General features: G+C 48.4%; 12 protein-coding genes and 1 pseudogene. 7 read left to right on the forward strand and 6 right to left on the reverse strand.

What is annotated here, in order from left to right; all coding sequences use genetic code 11:
- The 3 genes from H164_RS0113100 to H164_RS0113110 form a co-directional block, all read left to right on the forward strand.
- Nucleotides 1-360, forward strand: a 360-nt coding sequence (locus H164_RS0113100; protein ID WP_019969046.1) for an integrase core domain-containing protein, incomplete at its 5' end; no start/stop codon positions are given.
- A gap of 141 nt (nucleotides 361-501) precedes the next feature.
- A complete protein-coding gene (locus tag H164_RS0113105) occupies nucleotides 502-855 on the forward strand; it encodes a DUF6984 family protein (protein WP_019969047.1) in 354 nt (117 codons plus the stop codon).
- 43 nt (nucleotides 856-898) lie between these two features.
- Nucleotides 899-1,672 (forward strand): hypothetical protein, encoded by a 774-nt coding sequence (locus H164_RS0113110; RefSeq protein WP_019969048.1) that lies wholly within the window; start codon nucleotides 899-901, stop codon nucleotides 1,670-1,672.
- Nucleotides 1,673-2,179: 507 nt separating this feature from the next.
- On the opposite strand, the gene H164_RS0113120 is transcribed toward H164_RS0113110, so the two are convergent.
- Nucleotides 2,180-3,352, reverse strand: a complete 1,173-nt coding sequence (locus H164_RS0113120; RefSeq protein ID WP_019969050.1) for a TlpA disulfide reductase family protein — start codon at nucleotides 3,350-3,352, stop codon at nucleotides 2,180-2,182.
- A gap of 167 nt (nucleotides 3,353-3,519) precedes the next feature.
- Nucleotides 3,520-3,900, reverse strand: coding sequence for a fluoride efflux transporter CrcB (gene crcB, locus H164_RS0113125; RefSeq protein ID WP_019969051.1), 381 nt, complete (start codon nucleotides 3,898-3,900; stop codon nucleotides 3,520-3,522).
- Between the two features lie 159 nt (nucleotides 3,901-4,059).
- Here crcB and pnp point away from each other — a divergent pair, with 159 nt between their 5' ends.
- A complete protein-coding gene (gene pnp, locus H164_RS0113130; RefSeq protein ID WP_019969052.1) occupies nucleotides 4,060-6,333 on the forward strand; it encodes a polyribonucleotide nucleotidyltransferase in 2,274 nt (757 codons plus the stop codon).
- A 73-nt stretch (nucleotides 6,334-6,406) separates the two neighbouring features.
- Here the strand turns inward: pnp and H164_RS0113135 are convergent, their stop codons facing one another.
- Nucleotides 6,407-10,372, reverse strand: a complete 3,966-nt coding sequence (locus H164_RS0113135; RefSeq protein WP_019969053.1) for a hybrid sensor histidine kinase/response regulator transcription factor — start codon at nucleotides 10,370-10,372, stop codon at nucleotides 6,407-6,409.
- Between the two features lie 178 nt (nucleotides 10,373-10,550).
- Between H164_RS0113135 and H164_RS0113140 the strand changes: the two genes are divergently transcribed.
- On the forward strand, nucleotides 10,551-11,462 hold the full coding sequence (locus tag H164_RS0113140) for an RsiV family protein (protein WP_051082200.1): 912 nt from the start codon (nucleotides 10,551-10,553) through the stop codon (nucleotides 11,460-11,462).
- A gap of 900 nt (nucleotides 11,463-12,362) precedes the next feature.
- On the opposite strand, the gene H164_RS0113145 is transcribed toward H164_RS0113140, so the two are convergent.
- The 3 genes from H164_RS0113145 to H164_RS0113155 form a co-directional block, all read right to left on the reverse strand.
- Nucleotides 12,363-15,776, reverse strand: coding sequence for a GH92 family glycosyl hydrolase (locus H164_RS0113145; RefSeq protein ID WP_026356376.1), 3,414 nt, complete (start codon nucleotides 15,774-15,776; stop codon nucleotides 12,363-12,365).
- Between the two features lie 114 nt (nucleotides 15,777-15,890).
- Nucleotides 15,891-17,444, reverse strand: coding sequence for a DUF5597 domain-containing protein (locus H164_RS0113150; protein WP_026356377.1), 1,554 nt, complete (start codon nucleotides 17,442-17,444; stop codon nucleotides 15,891-15,893).
- A 13-nt stretch (nucleotides 17,445-17,457) separates the two neighbouring features.
- On the reverse strand, nucleotides 17,458-19,404 hold the full coding sequence (locus H164_RS0113155) for an alpha-glucuronidase (protein WP_025830339.1): 1,947 nt from the start codon (nucleotides 19,402-19,404) through the stop codon (nucleotides 17,458-17,460).
- Between the two features lie 118 nt (nucleotides 19,405-19,522).
- Here H164_RS0113155 and H164_RS0113160 point away from each other — a divergent pair, with 118 nt between their 5' ends.
- Nucleotides 19,523-20,800, forward strand: coding sequence for an SGNH/GDSL hydrolase family protein (locus H164_RS0113160; protein WP_019969058.1), 1,278 nt, complete (start codon nucleotides 19,523-19,525; stop codon nucleotides 20,798-20,800).
- A 107-nt stretch (nucleotides 20,801-20,907) separates the two neighbouring features.
- Nucleotides 20,908-21,098, forward strand: a pseudogene (locus H164_RS0113165) (IS982 family transposase); the annotation flags it as partial.

Here is a 21,098-nt window from a genome sequence, read left to right on the forward strand (position 1 = left end):
CCATGTTATATTGCTTCCTCTCTCAAGGAGTATCTCGGTAAGGTATATAACATCAAGCATATTCATGGCAAGCCCTTGCATCCGCAGACACAAGGAAAGATAGAACGATATCATCGATCAATGAAGAATGTGATAAAACTAAATCATTATTTCTGTCCCTCTGAATTAGAAAAGGCTATTGATGAGTGGGTGAAATACTATAATGAGAGGAGGTTTCATGAATCGTTGGATAATCTTACACCTAGAGACGTATATTTAGGGCAAGGGGAGAAAATCAAAAAGATAAGAGAAATAATAAAGCAAAATTCAATCAACAAAAGAATTTTTGAAAATAAAAGAATGAAGTATCGGAGTAAATAACTATATTTGCAGTTGTGCACTTTTATTTGACAACGTACAAACCAGTGAATAGAATAATAAATGTGTCAGGTGACAAACTTCAATATACTGTATTCAAAAGGTTGGAGAATGGTGAATATATTTATAATATAGGTCGGATTCATGGAATATAAAAGAAAAATTTTTCCTAAGGAAGTAGCTCTTATTGCCTTTCTAGCGTCCAAAGCTCAATTCCAATTAGAAAGTAATTGGGAAAATAAATTTATCGCTTATCCTCTCACAAAAGAGAAAATAGGCAGTATTGGGCTTTTTAAAAATAACCAGAAATATACTCGAAGACAAAGTAGAGTTCTTTCATGTTGCAAGTTTCATGATGTTGATAATGTTGAAGTAGCAGTTTATCTTTTAATAGATTCTAATGATACGCTCTATGAATTAGATTTTTGGAAGGTAGATGATTCAGAAATTTGCCATATTCCTTCCGTAGACTCTATGGAGGATATCCCGCAGATATAATCAGACAAACGCAAACAATGTGCTTGCTAATAAAGACAACTAAATGTACAAAATGGAGAACCTATTTTACCTTATCTTTTTATTTGCAGGAATTGTTGTTCCTGGGTATCCTTCGAATCCGAGAGTGGACAGTAATAACCGTATAAGTGTTACAGGGATAAGGAAGATTAGTACTACAACACACGACAAATGGAGCATTGTTTGTCATTTCGCCAGACGAGGCTCTCTTATTCGTGAGCAGAGCTTTTACAAAGGAAAATTGAAGTCTGATTATACATATGATTACAGGATCATGGACAGTGTCGTAGTGACAAGTATAACAGACATGAGTGCTCCGTACCCCAAATTGGTGAAGAAATACGAAGACTACTTTTCTCCTTCTGGAAAATGTTACAAACGCAGGGTGTACATGAATGGTTCGGCAACCGTATCATTATATATAGACAACTTTGTATATGACGGTGATTTGCTGATAAGCTATGAAGAGGCAACCGCTTGGCAAAAGGAAAATGGCAATGTCTCGAAAGTGAATTGTTATTATAATAAAAAAAAGCAGAAAATTCTAGAAACCAAGTCTTTCAATGGAACAGACAGTGTATTCTATTCCTATAATAAAATGGGGCAATTAACAGACGAGATAAGAAAATCAGATAGTCTATCAGTTTTGAGTGGTATTGTTCCCTATGCTGACAGCGAATTAAATAAAGTACAACTCACATATTCTAATTTTGATAATAAAGGAAATTGGACGAAGAGTTATTATGCTACTCAAGAAGGAAAGAAAATGCGCTCAAAAAGAAAAATAGAATATTGGTGATCAGCGACATATTGGCGAGGATTGGCCGTAGGAAGCTAAATGGACTGGACAGATTGGTTGGTGCATCCGAAGTCATTCCCTTTTGAAAATATGTATCGGTTCATCAAAAGCTATGATTTCAAAGGGCCATTGATAGAATATTACACTACCGAACCAAAATAAGGACCTTGCCTAATGAAACTGAAATTGGTCTTGGACAAGAAAAAAAATGTTACATATATCCTTTCATTATTTGTCGGTAAAGGAAGAAAGAGAATAGTTCTTGCGATACACATATGGAAAGGAGATGTTTAATTTTCGCTATGAGTTGTTTGTTTTTTTTTGAGTATTTCAAAGCTCAGGCTTGAATTGAGCAGATTGAACATGCTTATAGTACGCTTGAGTCTGCTTGGAGTGGCAGGGAAGAGATGCCGCTGAAGACGTGTTTCCTTGCAAATGAAAAACAGCCTGCAACAGGGGGCGACCGTTGCAGGCTGTCGGTGGAAACCGCGAAAGGGAGGTTATCCGTCAGAGTAGGCTCTTGATGGCAGCATCAATGTCTTTCACTTGCACGTCACGCAACTTCACTGCGTTGTCTTTTCCGATGAGGAAGAACGTAGGAAGGCTTTGTACGTTGTAGAGATTAAGCGTCTGCGACTCCGTCCCGGCCTCATCTCGGACGCTAATCCAAGGTAGTGCGGCTGTCTGTGTCTTCCAGAAATGTTCGTCGGGGTCTACAGAAACCTGATAGATTTCAAAGCCTTGGGCATGATATTTATTGTAGAGGTCGCGCAACATCATGATGCGTCGGGTGCTGTTTTCGCCGGCAAAGACGTGGAAGTCGAGCATGACTACCTTTCCGGAAAGATCGGACAGGCGACGAATGTTACCCTTGTTGTCGGGCAATGCAATGTCGATGATGCCGCTCACTTTCACCTTTTCGGCACTGAGACGGGCCCGTTGCTGTTCAGCTTCGATGAGGCGGGCGTCTTTCATGCCCTGCAGGGCGATATTGTGTAGGTTGATTCCGCGCTCGGCTTTCGGGTAGAAGGTGTCCCAACTCGTGGCCACAGCCGCATAGACCTTATTGTCTTCCTTGCTATTGCGCGGATTGAAAATCAGATGTTGCTGGTCGCCTAGTACAACGGTTTGGAAAAGGGCAAAGTAGGCATATGCCTTCATGGGCTCCTTAAAGATATAATTGCGCTTCACCTTATCCTTATAGGCCTCAAGGGTCTTTGCGATGGTGGCCTCTACAGCGTCGATGCCCAGATCGGGACGCTTGATGATGTTGTCAATCTGCGTCTGAAGTGCCTGTTGCATGCGTGCCAGCTCCTTGATTTTACGGCAGTTCTCGCTTCCATTGACCTCATATTGGGTGGCCATTGCAGGATAGGTGGCCTTGATGTGCACGGTTTCGGTGGAGTCGATGCTCACATTGATCATCTGTCCGGCAATACGCAGGCGATAGAAATCAGGGGCTTCGGGGGCCTTTTCACTGAAAGAGAAACTTCCGTTCTCACCTAATTTCACGGAATCCACAATGACAGGGCCGTTGAGGCTCATGTTTTCGAAATACAGCATGGAGTCTTTGGCGTTGGAAATCTCACCCTCAACGCGGAATTTCTTGTTCGTGCAGGAAGTCAGGCCCAAGGCGACAAGCGCGAAAGCTGCGATAATAAAGCGTTTTCTTATTCTCATTTTCTTATAGATTTTTCATGTTCCGAATGCAAAAGTAGTGCAATTAGGGCAAACGACAAAATTTGAAAGGAAAAAAACGAGAGGAATAGGAAAGTAAACTGGGCAGAAAAGGAGTGAGAGCGTGGTGACGTTGTGATGGAACGACAGGGAGGAGAGACGATATTCCGTTAGAACAATCTGATAATTTGCAGGCCTGCATAGACTGCGATGATACCTAAGAAGACGCTTCCTCCCATATAAGCAGTCGCTTGCCACAGCTGATGGGCGCGAAGCAGCGTCAAGCTCTCGTTACAAAAGGTGGAGAACGTGGTGAAACCGCCGCAGAATCCCACGGTCAAGAAGAGCTTCCAGCCTTCCTGTATGCCTGTCCCTCGGTCGGCAATGCCATAAAACAAGCCGATAAGCAGGCAACCTAAAAGGTTGACGGTCACCGTTCCCAATGGGAAGACGCTTAAAAACGTACCCTGCAACAGCTTGGGTAGCAGCCATCGCGAGACAGATCCCAAAGCACCTCCGGCAGCAATACACAGTATAGAGCGTATCATCATCGGGTACAAAGGTACGAATTTATCCTTTGGAAGCGCTATTGTCGGTTCTTTTTTGCATAAAATAATGAAATAATGGGCCTTTTACTTTTTTTTCTCATATATAATAGGTAACTTTGCGCGGATTTTAAGATGTTAGATAAAACAATAAGAATTATTTAGATGAACGTTATTACAAAAACAGTTCAATTGCCTGATGGGAGAACCATCACGATTGAGACCGGAAAAGTTGCAAAACAAGCTGATGGTGCTGCGGTGCTCCGCATGGGCAACACAGTGCTCTTGGCAACGGTTTGTGCAGCAAAGGATGCCGTTCCGGGTACAGATTTCATGCCTTTGCAGGTTGATTACCGCGAGCAGTACAGTTCTGCAGGTCGTTTTCCGGGTGGTTTCACCAAGCGTGAAGGCAAGGCGAGCGACAATGAGATATTGACCTCGCGTCTCGTTGACCGGGCACTTCGTCCGCTTTTCCCGTCTAATTACCATGCAGAAGTTTATGTTCAAGTGATGCTTCTTTCGGCCGATGGTGTAGACCAGCCCGATGCTTTGGCCGGTTTTGCAGCTTCTGCGGCTATGGCTTGCTCTGATATTCCTTTCGAACATTATATTTCCGAGGTTCGTGTTGCCCGCATTAAGGGCGAATATGTCATCAATCCTACCTCCCAACAGATGGCAGATGCCGATATGGACTTGATGGTTGCTGCCACCAAGGACAATATCATGATGGTGGAAGGCGAGATGAAAGAGGTTTCAGAACAAGACCTTATCGGTGCGCTGAAGGTTGCAGCTGAGGCCATCAAGCCGATGTGCGAGCTTCAAGAAGAGCTGGCTAAGGAACTCGGTAAAGACGTGAAGCGCGAGTATGATCACGAAATCAACGATGAAGACTTGCGTGAACAAATCAAGAAAGAGCTTTATCAGCCCGTTTATGATATCAATAAACAGGCGCTCGAAAAGCAGGCACGCCACGATGCTTTCGATAAGATTTTGGCCGATTTCCTTGAGAAATACGATGCTGCGCACAGCGATTTGTCAGAAGAAGACCTTGAAGAGAAGCACGCAGAGGCCAACCGTTACTATGAAGATGTGATGCGTGATGCCATGCGTCGCTGCATTCTTGATGAAGGACAACGCCTTGATGGTCGTAAGACCACGGACATCCGACCCATTTGGTGCGAGGTTTCTCCGCTCCCAATGCCCCACGGAAGTGCGCTTTTCCAGCGTGGTGAAACCCTCTCCCTCTCCACTTGTACGCTCGGAACAAAGCTCGATGAGAAGCTTGTAGACGATGTTTTGGAGAAAAGCTACCAGCGTTTCCTCCTGCATTATAACTTCCCTCCGTTCTCAACCGGTGAGGCCAAGGCACAGCGTGGCGTAGGTCGTCGCGAAATCGGCCACGGTCATCTGGCATGGCGCGGACTGAAGGGGCAGATTCCCGAGGATTATCCTTACACGGTTCGCTTGGTCAGCCAGATACTTGAGTCGAACGGGTCTTCTTCTATGGCTACCGTTTGTGCCGGAACCCTTGCATTGATGGACGCAGGTGTGCCGATGAAAAAGCCTGTCAGTGGTATTGCTATGGGCTTGATCAAGAACCCTGGCGAAGATAAATACGCCATTTTGAGTGACATTCTTGGTGACGAGGACCACTTGGGTGACATGGATTTCAAGACAACCGGCACACGTGACGGTCTGACCGCCACGCAGATGGACATCAAATGCGACGGTTTGTCGTTCGAAATCCTTGAGCAGGCATTGATGCAGGCTAAGGCCGGCCGCGAACATATCCTGAACTGCATGCTCGAAACCATTTCCGAGCCTCGTGCAGAGCTTAAACCACAGGTTCCACGCATTGAAGCTTTCGACATACCCAAGGAGTTTATCGGTGCAGTGATAGGCCCCGGCGGTAAGATTATCCAGCAGATGCAGGAAGAAACCGGTGCAACCATCACCATTGATGAGACCGAAGGAAAGGGTCATGTGACCGTTTCGGCACCCAACAGAGACAGCATCGAGGCCGCAATGAACAAAATCAAGGCCATCGTAGCCGTTCCCGAAGTGGGCGAGGTTTATGAAGGTACGGTTCGCAGTGTGATGCCTTACGGTTGTTTCGTTGAGATTCTTCCGGGCAGAGATGGCTTGCTTCACATCTCGGAAATCAGTTGGAAGCGTCTTGAAACCGTTGAAGAAGCCGGCATCAAAGAGGGAGACAAGATCAGAGTGAAGCTCATGGAGATCGATCCCAAGACTGGTAAGTACAAGCTTTCTTGCCGTGCACTGCTCGAAAAGCCTGAAGGTTATGTAGAACGTGAGCGTCGTCCGCGTCCTGATCGTGGCGAACGTCGTCCTCGTCGTGACGGGGATTACCGCGAGGACAATCGTGGTCGTCGCTTCGAACACCAAGATAACGATGCAGATAATGGCGCCGTTGAGTAATCCTTAACGGACATTCCAACCTAAAAACAATCCCTGCACATGGTGAAAGCCATCGTGCAGGGACTTTTTTTTGTTATTTCTTCATGTAATCTCGCGGCGACATGCCGTAAAGGTTCTTGAACATGGTGGAGAACGAGGCCGAGTTGGTGAAGCCACAGGCGTACATTACTTCCGTAATATTCTGTCCGCTTTTCTGCAAAAGCCGGGCCGCTTGCTGTAAACGTGTGTTGCGAATGAAGGTGTGGGGCGTCTGATTGGTCAGTTCTTTCATCTTTCTGTGCAGATGGACACGGCTGATTCCCACTTCTCGGGCAATCATATCCGTGTTCAAGTCGGGCACGCTGATGTTGGCATTGATGACGTTCAAGATGCGTTCCATGAGCTTTTCGTCGGGCGAATCCAGTGCAATCGGTTTGATTTTTCCCTCTTGTGTCTGGCTGCCGTTGAACTTATTACGCAGCAATTCGCGTTGATGCAGCATGTTGAACACTGTGCGTCGCAGGATATCCATGTTGAACGGCTTCACGATATAGGCATCGGCACCCGTCTCCAAACCCTCTAATCGGTCTTCATCGCGGTTCTTTGCCGTCAGCATGATAACGGGAATGTGGTTTGTATTGACGTTTGCTTTGATTTTGGCACACAGCTCATTGCCGTTCATCACGGGCATCATCAAGTCGGTAATGACCAATGCAGGCAGTTTTTTCAGGATAACATCGAGTGCCTCGCGGCCGTTATCGCAGGCAATGACGTGGAAATTGCGCCCCAATTCCGTTTGCAGATAGTGGCTGATTTCGTCATCATCTTCGGCAATAACGATGGTCTGACGCTTGCGATTGGACAGTTGTTCGTTGAGTGAAGGCCGATGTTTTCCTCCCGTTTCACCCTCTTGCCCTACGGTTTCAAGCGAAGTTTGCGATTCATCGAGGTCGATAGGCCCGTCTTTTTCAGTCTCCGTGTCCATCATTTCTTCTGGTTTGAGGTGACTGTTCCCCAAGGGCAGGGTGACCACAAAGGCGCAACCCCTTTCGTTTTCAAGGTTGCGTGCCTCGATATTTCCGTAATGCAGTTCCACAATCGAGCGTGCCAAGTCGAGTCCGATGCCTGTTCCGATATGCTCATCGTTGGTTTTTGTGTCGGCTTGATAGAAGCGTTCGAAAATCCGTTTCAGCTTTTCTTCGGGTATTTTCTCGCCATTGTCGCTGATGGTGATGCGTGCTTCGGTGTCCGTATGGCTGAGGCGAATAGCGATATTGCCCCCCGTTGGCGTGTATTTGAAGGCATTCGAGATGATATTTACCAGCACTTTGTCGAAGTTCCTGCGGTCAATCCACACGGAAAGTGGCCCATCATGCCCGAAGCGGAAGTCGATGTTCTTCGCCTTGGCCTGCTCTTTGAAGAGTGCGTAAACATCGTCTATGAAGCCCACCAAGTCCGTTTTCTGCATGTGCATGGCCAACATTCCCTTGTCAATCTTGCGCAAATCCATGAGTTGATTGATGAGATGGAAAATGCGTTCGGCGTTCCTTTTGATGGTGGTATAGATGCCTTGTCGGTGAAGGTCGGTATCTTCCTTCATCAATTGCAGCAGGGGCGAGATGATAAGCGTCATCGGCGTGCGAATTTCATGGCTGATGTTCATGAAGAAGCGCAGTTTGGCTTCGCCCATTTCCTCGGCATGCATGTGGGCTTGAAGGCGCATGCGGTCGCGCGTCTTACGCTTCTGATAGCGGTAAAACAGGCAGATGAGCGCGGCAATCGTCAGCAGATAGACCATGTAAGCAGGCGCAGAACGATACCAAGGTGCCTCTATTTCCACCGTGAAAGCCTTCACTTCCGACGGCATATTGTTATACATTGCCTTCACCCGAAAGGTGTAATTGCCCGGCGAAAGATGGCTGAACATGATCTCGTTCATGCCGGGTTGCAGTCTCACCCAAGCCTCTTTGTTGATACTGTAGAGGTAGGTGATGTTGTCAGGGTCGTCGTATGTGAGGGTTGAAAGCTGAATGGAGAACGAGTTGTCCTCGTATTTCAGTCGGATATTGCTGTCATTGATGCCGATATTCTGCTGCTGATTGCCCACGATAAGCCCTGTAATCATCACCTTGGCCGTCCAAGATTGGTCTGTTTTCCGGGCCGTGTCAAACCAGTTGATGCCTGCCGTTCCGCCCAAAAGCAGGTAGCGTCCGTCGCTTATATAGGAAGCTCCGTCGGAGAACTCGTTGCTTTGCAGTCCGTTGTTGGCATAATAGCAAGCCAACACGTTTCCTTCTGTCGTCATACAGCACAGTCCGTGGTCGGTTCCTACCCACAGCCTGCCCCTCGAATCCTGCTCGATGCAGGCAATACCGTTGTCAGGCAGTCCGTTTTGCATGGTGAACAAGCGATGCTTGCGTGCCTTGATGTCGTAGCAATAGAGCCCATCATTGGTGCCGAGCCACACACGACCGCTTCGGTCTTCCAGCAACACGCGCGAAAAGGTGTTATAGTTCGGGCAGTTCGTTCCAAAGACATTGGTCCAGTTCCTGGCCGTCAAATCGAGGCAACTCAGCCCTACTGCTCCCGCAACATAGACGCGACGGCCGTCGCGCGACACCACAACTTTGTTCAGATAATCGTTGGGTATCGAATTCATCTTGCGGTCGAAACCAGCTCCGGGCAACTGTCTGTAGTGCTTGATGCCGTAGTTTCGGATATCGAGGCAGGCCAATCCCTGTCCCATCGAGGCAAACCAAAGGTTTCCTTTGGGGTCGGTCGTGATGCCAAAAATGCTCGGTCGCTCGCCCATTTCAAGGTCTACGGGGTGATAGGTGGCCGAACCTGCCGTCACCCAGCCGCAGCCTTGCTGATAACTTCCCGTCCAGATGCGGCCCAATCTGTCCTCTGTCAGGCTGAGAATGGTGCCGGGTGTAGTGGTATAATGGCGGACGAGACGATGGTCTTTGTCCAACAAATAAAGTCCATCACGGTCAGTTCCCACCCAGATGTAGCCCGTTTTGTCACGCAAGACCGCAGTCACGCAGTTGTTGCCTATCACGTTGGCCCCTGATTTAGGCCCCATATAGCCGAAATCCGAGTGTGTTGAGGGCTGCATATAGACGCCTTTCTGAAACAATCCCAGCCATATATTGCCGCTACGGTCCTCGACTATCGTTTGAACCTTGGTCTTTGAGAGGTCGATGTTGTCGTAATAAGGATTGGAAACCAGCTGTTGACGTTCCGGATCGTACACATAAAGGCCCGAACCATCACAGCCCAGCATCACTTGTCCTGCCCGGTTTATATAGACTTTCACGATGGGTAGGTTGCCCGTTGCAGCTATCTTCGTAAACTGTTTGGCCCCTTTGGCCATGCACCACAGGCCCATTCCCTTGATGCCCACGTAGACATTGCCCTGTCGGTCTACCCCAATGTCGCCACCTTTCACGAGTTCTCGCTCTCCGGGACGCGTGAAATAGCGCAGCAACCGCTTGCCGTCGAGGCACAAAAGGCCTTGGTCTTCGCTCACGATCCAAAGGCGGTTGTGGCTGTCTTCCATGATATGACTCACGTAGTTCACCGTGCGCAGGGCCTCAATGGGCCGGGCTACGTTGCCGTTGAGCCTGAATATGCCGTAACCCGACGAGGAAAAGAGCATCGTTCCGTCGTGGGTTTCGAGCAAATCCGTGATATATGTGCGCACGGGTTTGTTGTCGTTGGTTAGCAATCTGACGTCGGCGAACCGCCCGTTCTCCATGCGTTGCACGTTGAGATTGGTGCCGATGTAGAGCGCTCCCTTGCGGTCTTGGCAGACACAGTTGATATAATTGCTCGAAAGTCCGTAGGTCTTGTGTTCCTTTTTCAGCGTCTTGAACTGATAACCGTCGTAGCGGTTGAGTCCGTTTCGCGTGGCAATCCACATGAAACCGTCCTTGTCTTGATAGATATTCGTGACGAAACTGCTCGAAAGTTGGTTGTCGCCGTCATACAGTCTGCCCGTTCGGGCGTGGGCATGTAGCGTAAACAGCAGGGAAAGCAACAGCAGATAGCGTTTCATAAGGTATTACATAGTTTCTATAACTGTTACAAAGATACATCTTTTTCCGTAACCTTGCGGCCCTGTTCCCGTTTTTTTTCGGCGAAATAATTCCTTGTTTGTTTGCTTGTCTCGATGATTTTCGCGATTTTTGCAAATAGGAAAGGCCCTTGACGGCCGTCATTTCAACATCAGAAACATGAAAAAAGCCGGCTTTTATCTTGGCTTCGGTCTCGTTCTCTTGGCCTTTTATGCAGCAAGTTGCACGCATAGAAGGGCATCGGCTGTCCGCTCCAATGACCAAAAAACCGTCAGAAGAGGACTGAAACCCGACACGATAGGCTTCCGAACCCTGACGGATACGTTTGCTGTACGCCCGGGATTAGACAGCGTGGGCTACGAACTCTCCCTGCCAATCGGCGGTGGCAACCGAGCCGTCAGAGACAGTTTGACGCGCTATGTAGCCGAAATCTTGGTCAAACTTAACCCCGGTATCCTGGGAACCGATACCGAACAGCTGCGCCGACACACCTATCATGGCCCCCTTTCCGACCCCAATGCCGTGCTTGACTATTATAAAAAGGAGTTTCAAAAGGGCTTCGTCGCATGGGCAAATGAGGTAGGAAGGACGACACTGCAGCAGTATCTCTACTTCTGGGGCGGCAAGACATGGGAGTCAGCCAAGGCCATCAGCTATGGAATATCGGTGGAATGCTATTTCGGTGGGGCGCATCCCGAGTATCTGTCTTATGGCGCTACGTTCAGAAAATCAGACGGAAAGCGTGTCCAAATCATTGATGCAACGAAGGTGAAAGCCCTTCAAAAGCTCATGCGAGAGGCGCTTTTGAAACAGTATTTTGAGGATAGTGAGGGCGGTCATGTGCTGAATGAACTGGACGAAGTACTGTATGGGCCGTTTATTCCGCTGCCCCGTGAGGGATTGTATTTGCAGGGTAGCGATGTGATTTTTGAATATGCGCAAGGCGAAATCTGCCCCGATGTCTACGGACTACCGTTTTTCTCGCTTCCTTACCGGCGGCTCCGCCCCTTTATGACCCGCGAAGCTTTGGATTTGTTGCCCCCGGATAGCAAGACGGGAAAAGTGCAATAATAGACAAGAATCGTCTCCACAGGTTGTAAATTCAATTCATAACGGATATTAACTGTGTGACGAAATGCCACGCAAGGCGGCCATTATATTTGTAAATTCAATTTATAACCGATATTAACCCCCTGCCGGCTGTTTTGTTGAATCATGTACTTCGGTTTACACCATATTCCACTTTACAGCGCAATACGGTCGGGGAGGGCATGTAGGGACGCACGGTTCGTGCGTCCGCGCAAGGAGAATGAAACACAAATGCACGATTATTAGAGCGGACGCACGAGCCGTGCGTCCCTACATGCGTTCTAACAGCTCATTCAATCAATCATTTCATGCATTAATATGGACAATATGGGCATGTAGGGACGCACGGCTCGTGCGTCCGCTCAAGGAGAATGAAACACAAATGCACGATTATTAGGGCGGACGCACGAGCCGTGCGTCCCTACATGCCTCTTGTCAACAATTCATCTTATCATTTTGCTAATCCTAAAGTTCAATATTCAAACTTCAATATTCAAAGTCTGCAAATCCTAAAGGTCAAAGTTCAATGTTCAAAGTTCAAAGTCAAGGTTCCTACATGCATTCAAGCATTCCCGAGTGTCAGCCCTATTGATAATCAATGACTTATATATTGTTTTCCAATCTTACCCATTTCATCGCGCAATATGGTTGAGATTGCACGGTAAAATGGCTGAGATTAGCGTGCAATATGGTTGATATTGAAAACCGCGAGAACTGATATTGAAAACTACGAGGACTGATATTAAAAACCGAGAAGAACAATATTGAAGACTACGAGGATTGATATTGAAAATCGGGATGATCGATATTGAAAACTGAAACTTCCATCATTGCCCGCAAGTATGCCCTCCCCTCCCTCGGGAGGGGCCGGGGGTGGGCCCCCTATTTCATCAAATCGGGCGGGCAATCTTCGGGTCTACTGCCCCAATCCACATTGGGACTTGTCCCCATCGTGAACTCCAATAGGCCGTCGCCCGTCAGCATTTCGTGCGTCAGATAGTTGCGCGTGTAGGGCTTCCCGTTGTAGGTGGCCGATTGGATATAGCAGTTTTTGGGTGAAACACCATTCGCCTTGATGGTGAAACGTCCGATGCGAGCCTCGTCAAACGTGGGCGTTCCTATGACATAATAAGGCGAAACGGGACACACCGGATAGAACCCTAAAGCCGAAAGTACGTACCATGCGCTCATTTGTCCAGCGTCGTCGTTGCCGCTAAGTCCTCCCGGAACGTCAAGATATTCGTTGTCGAGAATGGCTCTCACAGCCTGTTGCGTCTTCCAAGGCTGCCCCGCGTAGGCATAAAGATAGGGAATTTGCTGGCAAGGTTCGTTGCCATGCCAATATAAACTGTCGCGGAACATGCGGTCGAGTCGGTCGGTAAAGAGCTTCTTTCCGCCCATCGCGCCCATCAATCCATAGACATCATGGGGCACATACCACGTGTAATGCGCCACAGTTCCCTCGGTGATGAACTTCACACGCGTGGTCAAATCCCGATTTTTCAGCCATTTTCCATTGGCCCATCTGCCATCTGCCCAACCCGCGGGGCCGATAATGTTGCGCCAATTGCGTGCCCGGGCCATGAGAAGTTGGTAGTCTTCGGTCTTACCCAAAGCCTTTGCAGCCTGCGCAACGGCATAATCATCGTAGGCATACTCCAAGGTTCTGCTCACTTGCTCATGGGTATGGAAGGCTTCAGGCACAGTGTCGTTCAGCGGAATATAGCCATATTTCAGGTAACTTTGCATGGCCCTGCGTCCCTTTCCTTCCCGATATGCCTCGGCATCCGGCAGTTCAAAAGAGTTCTTTCGCATGGCTTCGTAGGCCTTTTCCTTGTCGATATTTCGTCCACCTTTCACGATTGCCTCGGCCAAAGCAGCCGAAGCGTGGTCGCCAATCATGGCTGAAGTGTAGCTATTCCAACAAGGAAACACGGGAAGCCAGCCGCCTTCGTCGTACATGTCTACTAAACTCTGCAACATTCCGTTGGCTGCCGGCTCGATAAGCTGGTTCAACGGCAGCAAAGCGCGGTAGATATCCCACATCGAAAAGTCCATATAAGCCCGTCGGTAAAGTGGTTTCCCACCGAGATTTCCCATGGAATGCTGCACAATCCGACTGCTTCCGGCAAACGAAGGATAGCGCCCGTCCTTGTCACTAAAGGCACGTGGCAAGAAAGCAGCACGGTATAAGGCCCCGTAGAACTTGGCAATTGCGGCCTTGTCTTTGGAGAATACGCGCACCCGATTGAGCTTTGCCTTCCATCGGTCCACCGTTCTTGAGCGCGTATCGTTGAACTCCCAGTGCGGAATCTCCTGCAGAATGTTGTTGAAAACGCCCTGCATATCGACGAAACTACAGGCTGTTTTGACCATGATTTCATCGCCTTTCGACACGTCGAAGGCCGCCCATGCCACGCCATCTTTCACGCCGTAATCTTGCAAAGGGGCTTGGAATACGACGGCAAACCAGCCACTGAAGCCTGCTTTCTCGCCCCAACCCTGATAGATTCTGTGTACGGGATTGTGGCCATAGAGGCAGTTTCGCGCCGTATCGACGGCCACAAAGCCTTCTCCATAACCATTATTCGTGTTCACAACGATATAGGCTTTGCCGTCTTTTTGATAGGTGAAGCGAAGCATCGCCGCATGACTCATGCCCGTCATCTCGGCCTTTAAATGTTCGTCGGGCAGTGAAACGGCATAGTAATCCGGATGAGAAACCTCGTCGGCATGACTGAAACGCGTGGCTCGGTCGGCCGGTTTCAGGCACAAACTGTCCATCAATGGCATCACCGTAAACGAGCCATAATCCTGCGTACAGCCCCCAACGAGCCAGTGACTGCCACGAAATCCCTGCAGTTTTTCATCACGATAGTAATAGGGTGCCACGCATTTTTGTTCGCCGTCCCGCGTCTGTGGCGTCCAGAATGTCATGCCATTGGGTTCAAGGACGGCCGGAAGTGTCTGCCCATGTTCCTCACTTCCTTTGCCATAACGGCTCATCGCGGGCGTGACGGCATAGTCAGTACCCACGAAAGTATTGAGGATTGCCATGTGACCTTGCGCCTCGGCGTTGGCAATACGCTTCTCCACGTAGGCCAAAATGTGGTCCCAACGATAGTAATAGCCCGTCTTTCCGTCCGGTCCCACATCCAAAGAGCGCACTTTGAAGAGCCGTATTTCGCGCTCGTTGTGCATGAATTTCACGATCACTTGCTGTGGATTGAGCGGCATTCGGGCTTTATCGGGATTGTAATAAAACACAATTTGCAAATTGGCCGCCATGGGAATGACCTCGTCCATTTCGTCCGTTTGCTCGTCGGAAAGGTTGTCCGGACCCAGCAAAGCCAGCAAACGATAGAGCGGGGTGTCGTGACCGAAGCGCAGCGTTGCAGCCAGATTGCCTTGCAAAGCGCGCTCGGCTTGGGCCTTAATATTGTGCCATAAGCTCACGGCCGAGCGTTGAGTGACACCGTAGTTGTCAGGGGCTTGCCCATTGCTGAGCCACATTTGCAAGTTGTTTTGCTCATAAATGTCGCGCAATTCCTCCTCTGTGAACAACTGATAGAAATCGAGTTTCAGCCCCACGTCCTGCATATCCGAGGCCACGGCATGCAGTTCTGTCATCAGTTTTTCGGCATCTTGCACCCTTGAAGGGTCTTTGAAAAGGGCCGAAATGAACCGTTCATTGCCCAAACGACGCGGCGGGTGGACCGTCTTCTGCCATGCTTCCAGCTCGGGACTCTTATAGGCTATCCACATCATATCGGCCGAATCCGCGTGCTGTTCGACCTTTCTTTTCCGCTGATCGTCATCAAGTCCGCGGCAAAAGGCCTGCATGCTCTTCACACAACGGTCTGAAACGCTCGAGAAAGCCTCTATCTCACTCTCAGAAGAAAATAACTCTGGAAAGCGAAGTGCCATGCGTCGGGCAATCTCCTCATGCTGACGGGCACCTATCGGAGAGAGTTTTCCACCGTTACCGCGTGCTTGTTGCCACACGATCTGCAACATTTTTGCCGTTTTCTTGCCCGCTTTCGTCAGATTATCCTCATCGGAAAACTGCTCAATAATCCATTCATAACGCGCATCAGAGGTCAACCATCGACTGCCATGCCGCCCATAATGGCTCATATAAAACGGCACAAAACCATCGGGAACTGGCGTAAATCGCCCCACTTTATACTCTGGGTAGACATAATAAATGGCTCCCATCTGTTCGCTACTCTTCTGTGCAAAGGCCGTTAAAGTAAGGCAAAAGAGGAGCGTAAAGAGTTCAATTCGTCTTTTCATATCGTTGTTTGTTCTTTTATTTCGGCATATATCCGCTGCTACGTTTTATAGATAAGCCGTTTTTTACCCTGACATGCCCGTATTTCCATCAGTATGCGGTCTCTCATCGGGGCTTTATTCGTAGGTATAGAGCTTCACATGGAGCACTTTCCAGTCGCCAACGGCAATCCGGGCATGCCGTCCTTGATGGTCTTCATCGCCATTCAGTCGGCGAAGATAGCGCAGGTTGCCATCGGGAAGCACCTCTACTTCGTCTACAAAGCCTATGCCTGCGCGTTTCCCGGTAAAGGTTTTCTGCGGCTTTTTGGCCTTGTTTTCATTGCCTTTCTCGGCAAATCCGTCTTCACCGAGCTTCTTTTCTTCGTGCTGACGATGCTCCGTTTCAGTCTGAAACGACACAACAAGTCCGTTCCCGGCAATGAGATAATCGCCCTTGTCCAGTCGAATTATCATGCCACCAGCCTCAGGCCACGTGGAAGCTTTGGCACGAGGGTCCCAAGGTAGTGTGAAATAGTGGCGAGATGTGATGATGAAGTCGTCTTCATGAATGATTTTTTCATCATCAGCCGTGCCGAATAGCAGGCCATGGTGTTTGAAATTACCTGTTAATAGCGGCCGAAGTTGACGGAGAAGCGCATAACCTTGTCGGACGTTCTCTACGGTTTCGGCATCGGCATGATCGAGTGCAAAGCAGCTGAAGCCCACGGTATTGTGCGCACCAAAGGTGTAAAGGGCACGCACACCCGTGTCTCTGCAACTGCGACTCTCGGGGATAAAGAGTGGATTATCCTTGAAATCATATTGTGCAGCCCAGCCGGCGAAGCCCGTATCATAGATGTCTGGGGCCATAAGGTCAATGTGTGGGGCAAACTTTTTCCATATTGTTTTCAGATGGGCCAGTGGTCCTGCCGACGGATATTCGCCCGGTTTACGCCCCCGACTGTTCATGGCTGCGTTCACAAATAGGGGCAAATCGATTACTTTCTTGGCATTGACAGCCAGCCGTTCTACATATTTCGCGTAGTAGATGGCCTGAAAGGCTTCGTCTTCATATTCGTTTTCGGCGGTGAAACCAATGCTTTTAAGCTCTTTTCTCCACGCTCCTTTATCGTATTCCCGGTTCGCAAGCAACGAATGATCGCGTGCACTTTCAAGCATTCCAATCTCATTCTCTATCTGAATCATCAGCACTGTGCGGTCTGTATCCACTGCTTTGAGGTGGTGAATGAGGGCCATGAAGGCCTTATTGTCGGCTTGAAACACCGCTTCAGAAAAGGCTGTTGCAATCTCAAGCGGCTTACCTTCGGCCGTCATGGCGCGTGGAAATCGCTTGTCTTGCTTGAACCAGAGGGGTGCATAGCAGCTCATGGAGTTCTTCCACGCACCGAACCACAGGAGAATAACTTTCAGTTTTTCGCGTCGGGCTACGCGGATTGTTTCGTCAATCGTGCTGAAATCGAAGACTCCTTCACGTGGTTCTATGAGGTCCCATTGGGCAGGAACGAGCACCGTGTTGATACCTGCGCGTGCTACTTTGGGGATAACGCTGTCGATGTCGGCAATGCTTGTGGCAGCAGAATTACTGAGTTCGGCACCCAAGATGAAGTGTTGTGCAAAGGCGGATAGGCTTGACAGCGTGAGCGTAAGGAGTAAAACAAGTTGTTTCATACAGCTGAAAGGGTTAGGGTTTGTCATTGATGGTCGATACAGACGGCTCGGTTGGGTAGGCAATATCGGTGTAAGCATACTTTATCGGCAACTTGGAAAACTGTTGGAAATAGCGCAGTATGGTGTCACGCCATTGCTTTGCATTCTCAAGTTGCACGCCCAAGAGCGTGTTGACATGCTCCCAACGTTCCCGATCGATTTGAGGTCTAACCTTGTTCCATAGCTTTTGATAGGAAATTACTTGTTCGATTCCCCTGTAATATAGCGCACATAGTTCGTCCCAAAGGGTATCTCCGTTGCGTAATTTATAGTCCCATGGCACGTGATGGAACCATAACAGGTATTCATCGGGACAGGTTTTAAGGTCGTTATATAGGCTCCGATAGGGTTCACGATACTGCGAAACGGCATTCGTTCCCGTTGAAGAACGGTCGAAACCGATGCCATCTTTATTCGCTTTATGATAATAGACTGGACACCATTCCAACGGATATTCGGCTTTAAAACCATTGGGTTCGGGACCGTAATGATGGTCGAAAGCGAAGAGATGGTGTAGCCCTAACGGCATCATATAGTCCACACAGGCCTCCCGACTCGTTGTCATCATGTCGGCAAGTGCATAGCTGTCGACCTCGTTTCCGAAGGTTTGGCCAATCCATTCCTGTGCGATGAAATCGGAAGAAAGCGAAGGATTCCATGCCAAACGGCCGAAAGCGTACCAGTTAGCCTGTGAAAACGGGTGGCCACACCAATTGGTGTCGTCGCCCACATTGCTCACTCCGGCAATTGCTTTGAGGCTGTCGGGGGAAACAAAGTGGAAGAATTCTTTCCACATTGGAGCCAAATAGACGAGGTGTTTGCTCTGTCCTGTGTACTCTTGTGTGATTTGGAACTCCACAGCTTGAGGCGTTTTGTTCATGTTATCGAAGATTGGAGCGTAGGGTTCTCGTGGCTGGAAGTCGAGAGGTCCGTTCTTACTTTGCAAAATTACATTGCTGCGGAACAGTCCATCAAGGTCTTTAAACTCGCTGACGGCCTGCTTTACACGGTCTTCACCCTTATGTTTTGCACCGTAAACAAAGCTACGCCACATCACGATTCCGCCGTGGGGGGCCAGTGCATCGGCCAACATATTGGCACCATCTGCATGGGTTCGACCGTAATCAAAAGGGCCCGGCTGACCCTCGGAATTGGCTTTTACGAGGAAACCACCGAAGTCTGGTATGCGTTTATAGATTTCATTGGCCTTCTCCCTCCACCATTTTATGACGCCTTTATCAAGCGGGTCGGCCGTCTTCGTGTAGCCTAAGGCCTTCGGGCTGCCGAAGTTTACGGAGAGATATACCCTGATTCCGTAAGGCCGAAGCACGTTGGCTATCATGCAAACCGTGTCGATATATTCGGCAGTTAAGACCTTCGGAGCAGCATTTACGTTGTTTAATACGCTGCCATTAAGGCCGATAGAGGCGTTTGCCCGGGCGTACTCTTTGATGCGATTTGCCCAAGCTTGGCCTTTCAAATGGGCCGAAAAGAAGATGCTTCGCCCTGCATATCCGCGTTCGATTGTGCCATCGAGGTTGTCCCAATGGTCGAGAATGCGTCGCGGAAACTTGGGAGCTGTGTAGCCACCAAGGCCGGGGTCGGCCTCTTGAGCCTGTATGCGCAAGGCTTCGTAGGCCCCGTAGAGTAGTCCTATCTCGGAATGTGCGCAGATGGAATCACCGTCATAGATGAAGCCATCGTCATCTTTCAGGTTCGGATTGAGGATAAGTTTCAGGGCAGGACCTTGCCAATAGCGTTGCAATTCGTCAATGGCAAGCTGTAAAGTCGGTCCGCCTTGCGGTGCGATGATATTGGCTTTGTTGCAGGGTTTGTATCTCAACCAAAGCGCATGGCCGTCTTCTGCCTGCGAAAGCAACGGACAGAAAGCTATTAAAAGGGATAGGATTGTTTGCTTCATAAGTAAACGAAGTTTATGAGGTTTGTCAGGATTGGTTTTTGATTTATCCTTACAAAAATAGTGAAAACCTGTTCATTCTGAAAATGTTTCGCTGATAAAAAGGGAAAATCAAGCAAAAATGATACAAAAGGAAATGTTCTCGTTACATCTGATGAAGTTTAATAAGAAGGATTTTATTACTTTTGCAGGTATCAAGACTTCAAATAACATGAAAAAGATTTGGGCGATATTTACGTTGATGATGACCTTCGTTTTGGCTCAACCGATAGCTGTACAGGCGCAGAATTGGGTGGGGACATGGGCGACGGCCGTTGAGTTCACGAGCCTCGGCGATATGCCGGCAAGCAGTCTTTCCAACCGTTCTGTGCGTAATATCATTCGTGTTTCTCTTGGAGGAAGCTTGCTGCGACTGAAGCTTTCCAATGAGTTCAGTACGCAACCTGTGGAGATTACCTCGGTGATGATAGCCGATGTGTTAGGTGAAAGCTGGCAGACGGACGTCCGAACGACCAAATATTTGAAGTTTAACGGTAAGCAAAAAACGACGATTCCTTCAGAAAAGGCCTTGTGGTCTGACCCAATCAAATATGTATTGAAAGCCGGACAACGACTTGCTATCACGATCAGTTACGGGGCACAAACACCCGAACATGCTACTTCGCACCGTGGTTCTCGCACCACTTCCTATATTATAAAAGGTGAAGCCCGACCCAAATCGGATTTCGATGATAGTGAGAAAGTGGACCATTGGTATAATCTTTCGGCCTTAGACGTGCAGGCAACAGATGTTCCGGTGGTTGCCGTTCTGGGTAATTCCATTACTGATGGGCGCGGAACAACCACTAACAAACAGAACCGTTGGACAGATTTCATGGCAGAAAGTCTTAATACCAATCAATCATATGGCGTGCTGAACCTTGGTATTGGTGGCAATTGTGTTGTCAGGGGTGGGCTTAGCGAACCGGCTTTGAAGCGTTTCGACCGCGATATTCTTGGACAAAGCGGTGTGAAGACACTTATCCTTTTCGAAGGAACCAATGACATTGGGCTCAGCAAAGACAGTGAGCAGATAGTAAAAGAACTCATCAAGGCCTATCAAATGCTAAGCTTGAAAGCTAAAAATAAAGGCATCAAGGTATATGGAGCCACAATAACGCCTTTCAAAGGCAGTGATTGGTACAGCTATTTCCATGAGGCTGCCCGACAAACTGTCAACGAATGGATTCGTAATACCGATTGTTTCGATGGGATTATTGACTTTGATAGATTGGTACGCAACCCACAAGATACAGAAAAACTCAAGTCGGAATATTCTGATGATTGGCTTCACCTGAACCCCAAAGGCTATGAAGCGATGGGAAGGTATGCCGCAACAATTCTTAGAAATAAACCATAAAATAACGTGAGTTCGATGAATTATAAGTGTCTGTAAATTTGGTGATTAGCGAAATTTGTTGTAACTTTATAGTACTGATTTACAAAGAAATACAAACAAAAATCGCTATGATCACCGAGGACAAAGTTACGGAAATATTTTGTATGGCAGACGACTTCTGCAAGTTTTATGACGCAATGATGGCAAAATACACGCTAAAACCAACCAATAAGAGCCCATATCACCGTGATTCCACGATGTCAAAGGCTGAAATCATGCTCATCATGATTCTCTTTCACGACTCTGGCTATCGCTGTCT

Source organism: Segatella maculosa DSM 19339 = JCM 15638 (assembly GCF_000382385.1).
GTDB lineage: Bacteria > Bacteroidota > Bacteroidia > Bacteroidales > Bacteroidaceae > Prevotella > Prevotella maculosa.